The organism is Pseudonocardia kongjuensis (assembly GCF_039526905.1).
In the GTDB taxonomy this organism is placed as follows: domain Bacteria; phylum Actinomycetota; class Actinomycetes; order Mycobacteriales; family Pseudonocardiaceae; genus Pseudonocardia; species Pseudonocardia kongjuensis.
In genome coordinates this window covers 48180-61476 of record NZ_BAAAJK010000027.1, presented here as the reverse complement: position 1 = coordinate 61476, position 13297 = coordinate 48180, and the positions used below count along the sequence as shown (strand labels likewise).

Sequence of the window (13297 nt, the reverse complement as noted above, 5' to 3'; positions counted from 1 at the left end):
CCGGTCACCGGCGGCGCCCGGTGCCCCGCGCCGGGACGGCGGTCCGCGGGTCCTCCGGCCACGCGTGCTTCGGGTAGCGGCCGCGCAGCTCCGCCCGGACCTGCGGGTACCCGGTCTCCCAGAACGACGGCAGGTCCGCGGTCACCGCCGCCGGCCGCCCGGCCGGGGACAGCAGGTGCAGCACCACCGGCACCCGCCCGCCCGCGACGGCCGGTGAGCCGGTCCAGCCGAACACCTCCTGCACCCGGACCGGCAGCGCCGGCGCGTCCCCCGAGTAGTCGAGCGCGATCCGCGACCCGGACGGCACGGCGAGCCGTTCCGGGGCGAGCTCGTCGATCCGCCCGGCGAGCCCGCCGACGTGCGCGGCCAGGTGGGCCCGCAGCGCCTGCCCGGCGTCCACCCGGGCGAGATCGGCGCGCCGCCGGGCGGTGGCCAGCGGCCCGGCGAGCCAGCCGGCCGGGTCCTCCGCCGAGGCCAGCAGCGCCTCCTCGCCGACGTCCGGCCACGGCTCGCCGAGCACCCGGTGCAGGAACCCGAGCCGCTCCCGCAGCGACGACGCGGCCGCCGTCCAGCGCAGCAGCCCGGTGCCCTCCGCGCGCAGCCCGGCGACCAGCGCCGAACGCACGGCGTCCCGTGCGGGACGCGGATCGGGCCGCTCGGCGAGCACGATCGCGCCGAGCCGGTGCACGGTGCGCGCGCGCACGTCGCCGTCCGCCCAGACCACCTCGGCGCCGCTGACGAGCAGCGCCGTACCGGCCCGCTCCGCGGTCTCCCGGTCGGTGGCGGCGGCCAGCCGGACCCGGCCGTGCACCTCACCGGGGCGCCGGTCGGCGACCGCGACGGCGAGCCACTCGGCGTCGCGCAGCGGTCCCGGCGGCACCTCGACGGCGGTCCCGCCCGCCATCAGGTACACCCCGGATCCGGTGTCCCGGCGCCGGGCGAGCCGTTCCGGGTGCGCGAGCCCGGTGACCAGCGCCGCGAGCTCGGGCCCGGACATCCGGCTGCGCTGCCCGCCGCCGCCGGGGCGGCCGCCGGAGCCGCTGCCGGAGCCGGAGCCGGTGCCGGTGCCGGAGCCGCTGCCGGAGCCGGAGCCAGAGCCGGTGCCAGAGCCAGTGCCGGGACCGGAGCCGCTGCCGGGGTCGGTGCCGCTGCCGCTGCCGCTGCCGGAGCCGGAGCCGGAGCCGGAGCCGCTGCCGGAGCCGGAGCCGGAGCCGGAGCCGCTGCCGGAGCCGGAGCCGCTGCCGGAGCCGGGGTCGGTGCCGACGCCGGGGCCGGTGCGCCGCAGCGTCCGGGCCAGCCGGTCCCGCTCACCCCGCCAGCGCCGCGCCCCCGGCGCCTCCCCGGAGCGCAGCCGGGCGAGCGCCGCGACCAGGTCGTCGGCCGGGCCGGCGAGGGTGTCGTCGTCGAGCACGGCCACGATCCCGGCGACGTCGGCCGGGGCACCGGCGTCGGCGCCGTCGAGCAGTGCCCTGGCCAGCCGCGGATGCAGCCCGAGCGCGGCGATCCGGCGGCCGCGGGCGGTGACCGCCCCTTCGGCGTCCAGCGCGCCGAGCGCGGTGAGCACCGCGCGCCCGGCGGCCAGCGGGCCCGGCGGCGGCTCGTCCCACCAGCGCAGGCCGGCACCGTCCGGGGTGCCCCAGACGGCGAGGTCCAGCGCCAGCCCGGTCAGGTCGGCGGTGCGGATCTCGGGTTCCGGCGCGTCGGCGAGGCCCTCGCCCTCCGGCCAGCACCGGTAGGCGACGCCCGGTGCCTCGCGCCCGGCGCGCCCGGCCCGCTGCGTCGCGACCGCCCGGGACACCCGCCGGGTGACCAGCCCGGACAGCCCGCGCCGGTGGTCGACGTGCGGCACCCGGGCCAGTCCGGAGTCGACGACCGCCCGCACCCCGGGCACGGTCAGGCTGGACTCGGCGACCGCCGTCGACAGCACGATCCGCGGTCGCGGGCCCTCCCGCAGCGCGGCGTCCTGCTCGGCCGCGGGCAGCCTGCCGTGCAGCGGCAGCACGTCGGCGTCGAGTTCACGCCCGCGCAGCGCGGCGGCGACCCGGCCGATCTCGGCGACGCCGGGCAGGAACGCGAGCACGCTGCCGTGCTCCAGCGCGCGCACCGCGGTCCGCGCGACGACGGCCTCGATCCGCTCGCCGCGGGCCGGCGGCACGTGCGTGACGGCGACGTCGTGGGTCCGGGCGGCGACCTCCAGCACCGGGGCGGGCCCGCCGGTGCCGCCGAGCAGCGCGGCCGGGCGGGCCGCGTCGAGGGTCGCGGAGGTGGCGAGCAGCCGCAGATCGGGCCGCAGCCCGTCGCGGGCGTCGAGCAGCAGGGTGAGCAGCAGGTCGGCGTCCAGATGCCGCTCGTGCACCTCGTCGAGCACCACCGTGGACACCCCGGCCAGCTCCGGATCGGCGGCCAGCCTGCGCAGCAGCAGCCCGGAGGTCACCACCTCGACCCGGGTGTCCGGCCCGGTGCGGGCGTCGCCGCGGACCCGGTAGCCGACGGTCCCGCCGACCGGGGTGCCCAGCAGCGACGACATCCGGGCGGCCGCGGCCCGGGCGGCGACCCGGCGCGGCTCGGCGACCAGCACCCGGCCGGCCGGGGCGGCCCGGACGTCGTCGCCGGCGGGCAGCCCGGCCAGGGCGAGCGGCACCAGGGTGGTCTTGCCGGTGCCGGGCGGCGCGACGAGCACGCCGGAGCCGTGCCGGTCGAGCGCCCGTCGCAGGTCGTCGAGGACGGCGGTGACCGGGAGATCGGGCAGCGGGCGGACCGGCGGGGGAACCATCGCCCCCAGTATCTCCTCCCCGGGACCTGTTCAGCCGATCCCGACGAACGGCAGCACCAGCAGCGCCCCGACGGCGATCGCCAGCAGCGCGGTGATGAGCAGGACCACCCAGGTCGGGACGCCGCGGTCGTCGAGGACCGCGGGATACGGGCGGTGCAGCAGGGTCATGGCGGGTCTCCGTCGACCGTGGTGGGAGGCGGTGGAGCACCACCGCTCGGACGAACGGGATGTCGCGGACGGAGCAGCCGGTGTTAGCGCCGGTCATCCGAATCGACGACGCCCGGGCCCGCGACCGGCGGTCTCAGCCGCGGTGCAGGCCCGGCTCGCGGTCGGGCACGGTGAACGTCGCCGCGGTGCGGACCGGCGCGCCGGGGCGGCTGACCTGCTCGACCACCCGGAAGTCGGCGCGCAGCTGCGCGGGCTCGAACCGGGTCAGCAGGTAGCCGCGCCGGTCCTCCCGGTAGCGGATGTGCGGGTTCTCGGAGCCACCGTCGCCGTCGCCGTCACCGCCGTCGCCGCCGGAGGTGACCGAGGTGGTGACCAGCTCGGTGCCGACCGGGCGCGCGTCCCGGTCGCCGCCGGGGAGGATCTCGTTGGCGTGGTGGACGTGCTCGTCCCCGGTCAGCACGACCGCGTTCCGGACGCCGGCGTCCGTCCAGCCGCGGACGATCCGGTCCCGGGACTCCGGGAACGCCTCCCAGGTGTCCCGGGACTTGCGCCCGCCGCTGCGCCGGGCGAAGAAGACCTGCTGGCCCAGCACGTCCCAGCCGGCGGTGGAGCTGCGGAACCCGTCGAGCAGCCAGCGCTCCTGCCCGGCGCCGGTGATCGAGCCGTCGCCGCGGTACTGGCGGGTGTCGAGCATGTGGAACGTCGCCAGCGAGCCCCAGCCGATCCGGCGGTAGAGCTGCAGGTCCAGGCCGCGCGGCAGCGACGCCCGGCGCAGCGGCATGTGCTCGTAGTACGCCTGGAACGCGGCGCGCCGCCGGTCCGGTGCGCGCCCGCGGTCGCCGCCCGCCCAGTTGTTGACCAGCTCGTGGTCGTCCCAGACCACCAGCCAGGGGGCGACGGCGTGCGCGGCCTGCAGGTCGGCGTCGGTCTTCTGGTGGGCGTGCGTGCGCCGGTAGCCGGCGAGGTCGGTCGGCTCGGGCCCGCCGGGATCGCGGACCTCGCCCTCGTCGGTCTCGTAGATGTAGTCGCCCAGGTGCAGCACGAGCTCGGGCTCGTCGGCGGCCAGCGCCCGGTAGGCGGTGAAGTGCCCGGCGCCGAACTTCGCGCAGGACGCGGCGGCCACCGTCAGCGCGGGCACCGCGGCCCCGGCGGCCGGGGTGGTGCGGGTGCGGGCCGCGGGGGACAGGTGCCCGTCGGAGCGGAACCGGTAGAAGTAGTCGCGGCCCGGCAGCAGCCCGGCCGGCTCGGCGTGCACGCTGTAGGCGAGCTCGGGCACCGCGGTCTCGCTGCCGCGGCCGACGACCCGGGTGAACCGCTCGTCCTCGGCGATCTCCCACTCGACGACGGCGGGCCGTCCGGCCATCCCGCCGAGCCCGTCCCCGGCGTCCGGGCGCGGCGCGAGCCGGGTCCAGAGCACCATCCCGTCCGGTGCGGGATCGCCGGACGCGACGCCGAGGGTGAACGGGTCCCCGGTCCGCCGCGACGGCGCGGGGGCCGCCGGGAGCTCCGGGAGGAGGCCGCCCAGCGCGGTCCCGACGATGCCGGTGAGCACGGTGCGGCGGGTCGGGCCGGGCACGTCATCTCCTCGGATCGGTGGGGCCCGCCCATCATGTGCGGCGGGCCCGCCGCCGTCCCGGTGCACGCGCCGGGGCGGGCCGCCCGTGCGGGTGAACCCGGACGGAACGTGTGAGCTGTATCACAAACGGACTCACGGTGAACCGCCGCGCAACGACCCCCGAAGGTAGTGATGCGGGACACGCGACACCGTGTCCCCGTCGACCGCGGCGACATGAACGCCGCGGACCGAATGCTGCGTCCGACAATTGTGGACGAATGCCCGGCACTGGGCCGGACGGGTGGCGGGAAAACAGCTCCCGTAACAGCATTGAAACGTGAAACGATCCCGATCAACGAAGATGCCGGCCGATCCGGTCGGCGGCCGGAAATCATGGTCCCCGGGGGAGAAGATCCGTGTCGCATTCCGTGGCGGTCGACGCACCCGGCGTGGCCGGTGAATTCTGCGCGATCCTCGGGGAAATGGTCGGGCTGCCGGTCCGGCCGACGGATCATTTCTTCGACGACGCGGGTGCCGACTCGATGGTGCTGGCCCGCTTCTGCGCCCGGGTCCGCCGCCGCGACGACCTGCCCGACGTGGCGATGACCGACGTCTACGCCCATCCCACGCCGGCCGGTCTGGCCGCGGCGCTCGGCCCCGCCCCTGCGCCGGGCGCGGTGCCCGCCGCGGCCCTTGCCGTGCCGCCGCGCGCGTCCACCCGGGCCTACCTGCTCTGCGGCGCCGCCCAGCTCGCCACCTTCGTCGCCTTCACCCTCGGCTACGGGGCACTGCTCGGCACCGTGTACCTCTGGGTCGCCCGCGGCTCCGGCCTGCTCGACTTCTACCTGCGCTCGCTGGCCGCGGTGTCGCTGGCGTTCGCCGTCTTCACGGTCCTCCCGATCGCCGCGAAGTGGCTCCTGGTCGGGCGCTGGACCGCCCGCGAGATCCCGCTGTGGTCGCCGGCCTACTACCGGTTCTGGCTGGCCAGGACGCTGGTGCGGACCAACCCGCTGATGCTGGTCGGCACCGGGTCGCCGGTGCTCCCGCTCTACCTGCGGGCGCTCGGCGCCCGGATCGGGCCGGGCGTGGTGATGCTGTCCCGAACCCTGCCGGCCTGCCCCGATCTGCTGACCGTCGGGGCCCGCACGGTGCTCCGCAAGGACTCGCTGCTGGCCTGCTACCGGGCCGAGCCGGGCCGGGTGCGGACCGGCCCGGTCACGATCGGTGCGGACGTCGTCGTCGGCGAGGCCACCGTGGTCGACATCGGCACCGAGATCGGCGACGGCGGCCGGCTCGCGCACGCGTCCTCGCTGCACACCGGGCAGCGGATCGGGGCGGGGGAGACCTGGTGGGGCACGCCCGCCCGGCCCGGCGGCGGCGATCCGGGCTCGCCCGCCGCGGCCCCGTGCGGGCCGGCCCGCCGGGCCGGCTACGGACTCGGGCAGCTGCTGGTGCTGCTGCTGGTGTGGCTGCCGCTGGGCACCGGCGTCGCCGATGCGGTGCTGCTGCGGGTGCCGCAGCTGGAGACGGTGCTCGGCACCGCCACCGCCGATCCGGGATCGCCGCTGCTCTACCTGGACGCGATGGCGCTGGCCGCCGCGCTGCTGGTGCTGGGGATCGTCGCCGGTCTGCTGTCGGCGGCCGTGCTCGCCCGGATCCTCGGCCGCGGGCTCGTCGAGGGGCGGGCGTATCCGCTCTTCGGGTTCCGCTACACCCTGCACCGGACGATCCTGCGCATCACGAACATCAAGTTCTTCACGTACCTGCTGGGGGACAGTTCCTACATCGTCGGATATCTCCGGATGATCGGACACGATCTTCGGCTGGTCCCGCAGACGGGAACGAATTTCGGTACCGCGGTGAAGCACGAGACCCCGTTCGCGAGTTCGATCGGGACCGGGACAATGGTGGCCGACGGCCTGTCGATCATGAATGCCGACTATTCGGACACGGCATTCGTGATCAACCGGACCCGGATCGGGTCGAACTCGTTCTTCGGCAACCGGATCGCCTATCCCGCGGGCGCCCGGGTCGGGGACGACTGCCTGCTCGCCACCAAGACGCTGGTGCCCACCGACGGCCCGGTCCGCAGCCGGGTCGGCCTGCTCGGCTCGCCGCCGTTCGAGATCCCCCGCTCGGTCGCCCGGGACGGCCGGTTCGCCCACCTGGAGACCGGCCTGGACCTGCACCGGCGGCTGCGCGCCAAGAACCGGTACAACCGGCGCACCATCGGGCTGGCGCTGCTGTTGCGCTGGGGCGGCACGGTCGGGGTGGTCCTGCTGACGTTGCTGCTCGCCGACGTGCTGGTCCCGCTGGGGCCGGTCGCGGTGGGGATCCAGCTGCTGGTGTCGCTGCTGTTCACGATGGTCTACACGGTCGCGGTGGAGCGGCTGGCGACCCTGTGGCGGCCGCTGCGGCCCCGGTTCTGCTCGGTGTACGACCCGTACTTCTGGTGGCACGAGCGCTACTGGAAGCTCGTCGTGCAGGGCTGGGACCGGATGCTCGCCGGGACCCCCTTCAAGAACGTCGCCTCCCGGGCGCTGGGCGTCCGGATCGGCAGGCGGGTGTTCGACGACGGCGGCGCCATGACCGACCGCACCCTGGTCACCATCGGCGACGACGCCGTCCTCAACGCCGGATCGGTCATCCAGTGCCACTCGCAGGAGGACGGCACGTTCAAGTCCGCCGGCATCACCGTCGGCGCCGGGGCCTGCCTCGACGTCGGCGCCTTCGTGCACTACGGAGCCGTCGTCGGCGACGGCGCCCGGATCGGCTGCGACGCCTTCCTCATGAAGGGCGAGGAGGTCCCGGCCGGTGCGGTCTGGGAGGGCAACCCGGCGCGCGCCACCCACCACGTCCGAGCGAACGGAGCGACCGCACGATGACGAGCATCCCCACCTCCCGGACCGGCCTCCCGGCGGACCGGGCCGATCCGGACCCGGACGGGCACTGGGAGCGGGTGCTGCGCGGCGGCGGCGCCACCGCCGCACCGGTCTGGACCGGCCGCCCACGGCCCGGCACCGCGGTGCACGACGAGCCGCTCGCCCGGGGCACCGTGGACCGGGTCGGTGCGGTGACCGGCGCCGGACCGGACGCGGTGCTGCTCGCCGCGCACGCCGCCGTCCTCGCCGCGCTGTCCGGCGATCCCGAGGTGACGACGGGCGTCCCGGCCGGACCGGACGGGACACCGGTGCCGGTGCCGCTGCGGGTCACCGGCACCTGGGCGGCGCTGGTCCGGGACGCGGCCGCGGCGCTCGCCGCGACGGCCGCCCGGCCGGTCCCGGACCTGCCCGCGCTCGCCGCCGCGCTGGGCACCGCCGTGCCCGGGTTCGGCACCGTGCTCGATCCGCGGCCCGCCGCGCACGGCGTGGTCGAGGTGCAGCCCGGCGCACTGGGCCGGACCGGGCCGCGCGGAACGGACCCGCAGACCGATCCGGCCCCGGCCGCGCTGCGGGTCTCCGCCGACCCGGGCGGACTGCACCTGGCCTACCGGCGCGACCATCTCGACGCCGACGCCGCCGCCCGGATCGGCGGCTACCACGCCACCGCGCTCGCGCTGGCCGCCGCCGGGCCGGACACCCCGGTGCGTCCCTCGGCGCTGGTCGGGGCCGCCGAGCGGGCGCACCAGCTCGGCGAGCTGGCCGGCCGGCCCCGCGCGCTGCCGGACCGGCGGGTGCACGAGCTGCTCGCCGACGCCGCGGCCGCCGCGCCGGACGAGATCGTCGCCGAGCACGCCGGCGCGACGCTGACCCGGGCCGAGCTGGACCGCCGCTCCGGCCGCGTGGCCCGCGCCCTGCTCGCCCGCGGCCTGGCCGCCGAGGACGTCGTCGCCGTCGTCGCCGAACGGGACCTGGACTGGCTGGTCGCGGTGCTCGCGGTGTTCCGCGCCGGCGGGGCCTACCTGCCGGTGGAGCCGCACTTCCCGGCCGCCCGGATCGCCCGCACGCTGCGCCGGGCGGACTGCCGCTGGGCGCTCACCACCCCCGGCGCGCGGGCCCACCTGGACGCGGCCGGCGTGCCGGGCACCGTGCTCACCGTCGCCGCGGCGGTCGACGAGGACGGGCCCGGCCCGCTCCCGGACGTCCCGGCCGACGGGCTGGCCTACCTGTACTTCACCTCCGGCTCCACCGGCGAGCCCAAGGGCGCGATGTGCGAGCACGCGGGGATGCTCAACCACCTGCTCGCCAAGATCGAGGACCTGCGGCTGGGCCCGGGCAGCGTGGTCGCCCAGACCGCGCCGCAGTGCTTCGACATCTCGCTGTGGCAGCTCGTCGCCGGGCCGCTCGCCGGCGGCCGCACGCTGCTCGTCGAGCAGGACGCCATCCTCGACGTCCGCCGGTTCCTCGACACGCTCGTCGCGCACCGGGTGACCGTCGTCCAGCTGGTGCCCGGCTACCTGGAGGTCGTCCTGGCCTACCTGGAGCGGCACCCGGCCCCGCTGCCGGACCTGCGGATGGTCTCGGCGACCGGCGAGGCGCTGAAGAAGGAGCTGGTGCAACGCTGGTTCCGGACCTTCCCCGGCGTTCCGCTGGTCAACGCCTACGGGCTCACCGAGACCTCGGACGACACCAACCACGCCGTGCTCCGCTCCGCCCCCGACGGCGACCGGGTCCCGCTGGGCGGGCCGGTGCCCGGCGTCCGGGTCTACGTCGTCGACGACGACCTGGCGCCGGTCCCGCTCGGGGCGCCCGGCGAGATCGTCTTCTCCGGCGTCTGCGTCGGGCGCGGCTACGTCAACGATCCCGAGCGCACCGCGGCCGCGTTCGGGACCGACCCGCACCGGCCCGGCGAGCGGCTCTACCGCAGCGGCGACCACGGGCGCTGGCGGCCGGACGGGCAGCTGGAGTTCCTCGGCCGCCGGGACAACCAGGTCAAGCTGCGCGGTTTCCGGATCGAGATCGGCGAGATCGAGAACGCGCTGCTGGGCGTGCCCGGGGTGCGGGACGCCTGCGTCGTCGTCGGTGAGCTGCCCGGCGGACCGCAGCTGGTCGCCTACCGCACCGGCGACGGGCCGGGACCCGAGCAGGTCAGGGCCCGGCTCGCCGAGGTGCTGCCCGCCTACCTGGTGCCCGCGGCCGTGCACCGGCTCGACCGGCTGCCGGTCACCCCGAACGGCAAGACCGACCGGGCCGCGCTCACCGCACGGGCGGCCGCCGGGGGCGGCGCCGCGGGCACCCCGGCCGGCGCCGTCACCGCGAACCAGCGGCGGGTGGTCGACGCCGTCGCCGCCGTGCTGGACCTGCCCGCCGGCGCCGTCTCGCCGTCCGACCACTTCACCGGGCTCGGCGGCACCTCGCTGTCCGCGGTGAAGCTGGTGATCGCGCTGGACCGCGCCGTCACCGTGCGCGACGTGCTCGACCATCCCGTCCTGACCGACCTCGCCGGGTTGCTCCCGGACTGACCACCACCAGGGGGAGAGAACGATGACCGGATCACTGCTCGGGGTGCGCGTGGACCCCGGACGACCACCGGTGCTCGACACCGGTCCCGGCGCCGACCCGGCCGGCTGGGCCGACCGGCACGGCGACGCGCTGCACGATCTCGTCGACGCGCACGGCGCCGTCCTGGTGCGCGGGCTCGGCCTGCGCACGGTGGCCGACGTGGCCGGCGTCGCCGCCCGCCTCGGCACCGGCGGCTACGTGGAACGGGAGGCGTTCGCCGCCCGCACCGTGCGCTCCGACGGCGTGTACTCGACGACGCCGTGGCCCGCCCGGCAGCCGATGTGCGCCCATCACGAGCTGTCCTACGTGCACGAGACGCCGGCGACGCTGCTGTTCGCCTGCCTGCGCGCGCCGGCGACCGGCGGCGTGACGCCGCTGGTCGACACCGCCCGGGTCGTCGACGAGCTGCCCGCCGGGCTCGTCGAGCGGGTCGAGCGGGACGGCTGGCTGCTGGTCCGCAGCTACGGCGCCGAGATCGGGGCGTCCTGGGAGGAGGCGTTCGGCACCGACGATCCGGCGGCCGTCGAGCGCTACTGCCGGGCGGCCGCGATCGCCACCGAGTGGCTGCCCGGCGGCGGACTGCGCACCCGGCAGCGCCGGCACGGCGTGCTGGTGCACCCGGGGACGGGGGAGAAGGTCTGGTTCAACCAGATCGCCTTCCTCTCCGAGCACGCGATGGATCCCGAGGTCCGCGAGTTCCTGGTGGAGCTGCACGGCCCGGACGGGCTGCCGTTCTCGACCCGGTTCGGCGACGGGACACCCGTCCCGGCCGACGTGGTGGACCTGATCAACGAGGCGCACGAGCGGCACGCGGTGCGCGAGCCGTGGCACGACGGCGATCTGCTCGTCGTCGACAACCTGCGCGTCGCGCACGGCCGGGACCCCTACACCGGCGAGCGGGACGTCGTGGTCGCGCTGACCGACGGCGTCGTCGTGCCCGTCCCGGGGGACGCCTGATGGCGGCCGCGGTGCCGCCGTTCGCGGTCGTCCCGGGCGCCCAGGTCGCGCGGGCGCTGGCCGGGCGGGAGAAGGAGCTCGTCGAGCTGGTCGAGCGGACCTACCGGGTGCACGGGTCCGGCGGGACGGTGAACCCGCCGTCGTACTTCCTGCGGTTCCCGGACCGGCCGTCGTCGCGGATCATCGCGTTGCCCGCCTCGCTGGCCGGCACCGGCGGGACGACCGGCGTCGACGGGATAAAGTGGATCTCCAGCTTCCCGGCGAACGTCGACCGGGGGATCCCGCGCGCCTCCGCCGTGCTCATCCTCAACGACCCGGACACCGGGTACCCGTACGCCTGCCTGGAGAGCTCCATCATCTCCGCGACCCGCACCGCGGCATCGGCCGCGTCCGCGGCCGACCGGCTCTCCCGGGACCGCGGGCGGCCGCGCCGGATCGGGTTCGTCGGCACCGGTCTGATCGCGCGCTACATCCACACCTTCCTGGTCGGCACCGGCTGGCCCGCCGACGACGTCGCGGTGTTCGACCTGTCGGCCGATTCGGCCCGCGGGTTCGCCGCGCACGCCTCGCGCACCGTTCCCGGTGCCGCGGTGCGGCTGTTCGACGACGTCGGGTCACTGGTCCGGGCGTGCGATCTGGTGGTGTTCGCGACCGTCGCCGGATCGCCGCACGTGCACGACCCGGACTGGTTCGCCCACCATCCGCTGGTGCTGAACGTGTCGCTGCGGGACCTGTCCGCGGAGATCGTGCTGGACGCGTTCAACGTGCTCGACGACGTCGAGCACTGCCTCAAGGCGGACACCTCGCCGCACCTGGCCGAGCAGCGCACCGGCAACCGGGACTTCGTCGCCGGGACCCTCGACGAGGTGCTGGCCGGCACGCTGACGGTGCCCGCGGACCGCACCGTCGTCTTCTCCCCGTTCGGCCTCGGTGTGCTGGACCTCGCCGTCGGGCGGTACGTGTACGCGCACGTCGCCCGCTCCGGTGAGCTGCACACCGTCGACGACTTCTTCCACGAGCTGAGCCGGCACGGCTGAGCGGAACGCCCAGAGAGGTCGACGATGACCGTCATCTCCGCCCCCGAACAGTTCAACACCGACGACCTGTACGTCGACCTGGCCGGGACACTCGGCCGGTCGCTCTATCTCAAGTGCGAGGGGTTCAACTTCGCCGGATCGGTCAAGCTGAAGGCCGCGCTCGGCATGGTCACCGAGGCCGAGCGGGCCGGCCGGTTGCACCCCTGGTCGGTGCTGGTCGAGTCGTCGTCCGGGAACCTCGGCGTCGCGCTCGCGATGATCGCGGCGAGCCGCGGCTACCGGTTCGTCTGCGTCACCGATCCCCGGTGCAACCCGACGACACACCGGTTGATGGAGGCGCTCGGAGCCCAGGTGCGGGTGGTCGACGTACCCGACGCCGCCGGCGGGTTCCTCGCCACCCGGATCGCACTGGTCCGGTCGCTGACCGAGGCCGACGACCGCTACGTCTGGCTCAACCAGTACGCCAACCCGGCCAACTGGGCGTCGCACGTGAGCCTGACCGGACCACAGGTGGAGGCCGCGTTCCCGGAGCTCGACGTGCTGTTCGTCGGCGCCGGGACGACCGGCACCCTGATGGGCTGCGCCCGGTACTTCCACGACCGGCCGCGTCCGGTGCGGGTGGTCGCGGTCGACTCGGCCGGCTCGGTCACCTTCGGCGACCGGCCGACGCCGCGGCTGATCCCGGGGCTGGGCACCAGCGTCCGGCCGCCGCTGCTCGACGAGACCTACGTCGACGACGTCGTGCACGTGTCCGAACCGGACACCCTGGCGGTGTGCCATCGGCTGGCCCGGCGCGGGTTCCTGTTCGGCGGCTCCACCGGCACCGTCGTCGCGGGCGCGCTGGCCTGGCTCGCCCGGTACGGCGATCCGGCGACGACGGCCGTCGCGCTCGCCCCCGACCTGGGCGAACGCTACCTGGACACGGTCTACCGGCCGGCCTGGCTGCGGGAACACTTCGGCGACGACGTCGCCGCCGGGGCCGGGGCGGGCGCGCCCGATCCGCGGCTGCCGCTGCCCCGGTTCGAGGTCCCCGGCGACGGCACCGGGGTCGACGGCCCGCTGCCCGCGGAGCGGTCCTGATGGCCCGCGCCGTCCGGGCGCCGCTGGTCCCGCCGGCGCCGGCCGGTGTCGACGGCCCGGGCCCGGCGCCGGGGCCCGCCGGGAGCGGGTCGTGGCGGCCCAGCCCGCGGCCGCGGACGCCGGACACCGGGCTCGTGCCGGGCGCGCCGGGCAGTGTGCCGGGCGCGCCGGGTGCGCCGGGGCCGGCCGGCGAGGCCCGGGTGCCACGTCCGGCGGAGGGGTCCGGCGGTGCCCCGTCGGTGCTACGGCCGCCGGGGGTGTCCGGCGAGGCCCCGGTGCCGGGTGC

Annotated in this window: 8 protein-coding genes; 5 read left to right on the top strand and 3 right to left on the bottom strand. The window is 76.5% G+C overall.

The features are described from left to right. Window positions 1-4: 4 nt before the first annotated feature. The 3 genes from ABD160_RS21560 to ABD160_RS21550 all read right to left on the bottom strand — a co-directional run bounded on the left by ABD160_RS21560 (window position 5) and on the right by ABD160_RS21550 (window position 4517). Window positions 5-2773, bottom strand: a complete 2769-nt coding sequence (locus tag ABD160_RS21560; RefSeq protein ID WP_344025286.1) for an ATP-dependent RNA helicase — start codon at window positions 2771-2773, stop codon at window positions 5-7. Between the two features lie 30 nt (window positions 2774-2803). Continuing rightward, window positions 2804-2941, bottom strand: coding sequence for a hypothetical protein (locus ABD160_RS21555; RefSeq protein WP_344025284.1), 138 nt, complete (start codon window positions 2939-2941; stop codon window positions 2804-2806). A gap of 133 nt (window positions 2942-3074) precedes the next feature. Continuing rightward, complete coding sequence (locus ABD160_RS21550) at window positions 3075-4517, bottom strand: alkaline phosphatase D family protein (protein WP_425563645.1); 1443 nt, start codon at window positions 4515-4517, stop codon at window positions 3075-3077. Between the two features lie 395 nt (window positions 4518-4912). Between ABD160_RS21550 and ABD160_RS21545 the strand changes: the two genes are divergently transcribed. From ABD160_RS21545 to sbnA, 5 genes are read left to right on the top strand one after another with little or no spacing between them, the layout of a single operon-like run. Continuing rightward, the gene (locus ABD160_RS21545; protein WP_344025283.1) at window positions 4913-7381 is read left to right on the top strand and encodes a Pls/PosA family non-ribosomal peptide synthetase; all 2469 of its coding nucleotides are present in this window, start codon (window positions 4913-4915) and stop codon (window positions 7379-7381) included. Continuing rightward, window positions 7378-9897, top strand: a complete 2520-nt coding sequence (locus ABD160_RS21540) for a non-ribosomal peptide synthetase (protein WP_344025282.1) — start codon at window positions 7378-7380, stop codon at window positions 9895-9897. Before ABD160_RS21545 ends, ABD160_RS21540 begins: the two co-directional genes overlap by 4 nt. 22 nt (window positions 9898-9919) lie before the next feature. Continuing rightward, window positions 9920-10894 carry a TauD/TfdA family dioxygenase gene (locus ABD160_RS21535; protein ID WP_344025281.1) on the top strand — a complete coding sequence of 325 codons (975 nt, stop codon included), beginning with the start codon at window positions 9920-9922 and terminating at the stop codon, window positions 10892-10894. After that, entirely contained in the window at window positions 10894-11931 is a 1038-nt protein-coding gene (gene sbnB, locus ABD160_RS21530; RefSeq protein ID WP_344025279.1) for a 2,3-diaminopropionate biosynthesis protein SbnB, read from the top strand. Before ABD160_RS21535 ends, sbnB begins: the two co-directional genes overlap by 1 nt. A gap of 24 nt (window positions 11932-11955) precedes the next feature. Then, a complete protein-coding gene (gene sbnA, locus ABD160_RS21525; RefSeq protein ID WP_344025277.1) occupies window positions 11956-13011 on the top strand; it encodes a 2,3-diaminopropionate biosynthesis protein SbnA in 1056 nt (351 codons plus the stop codon). Window positions 13012-13297 lie beyond the last annotated feature (286 nt).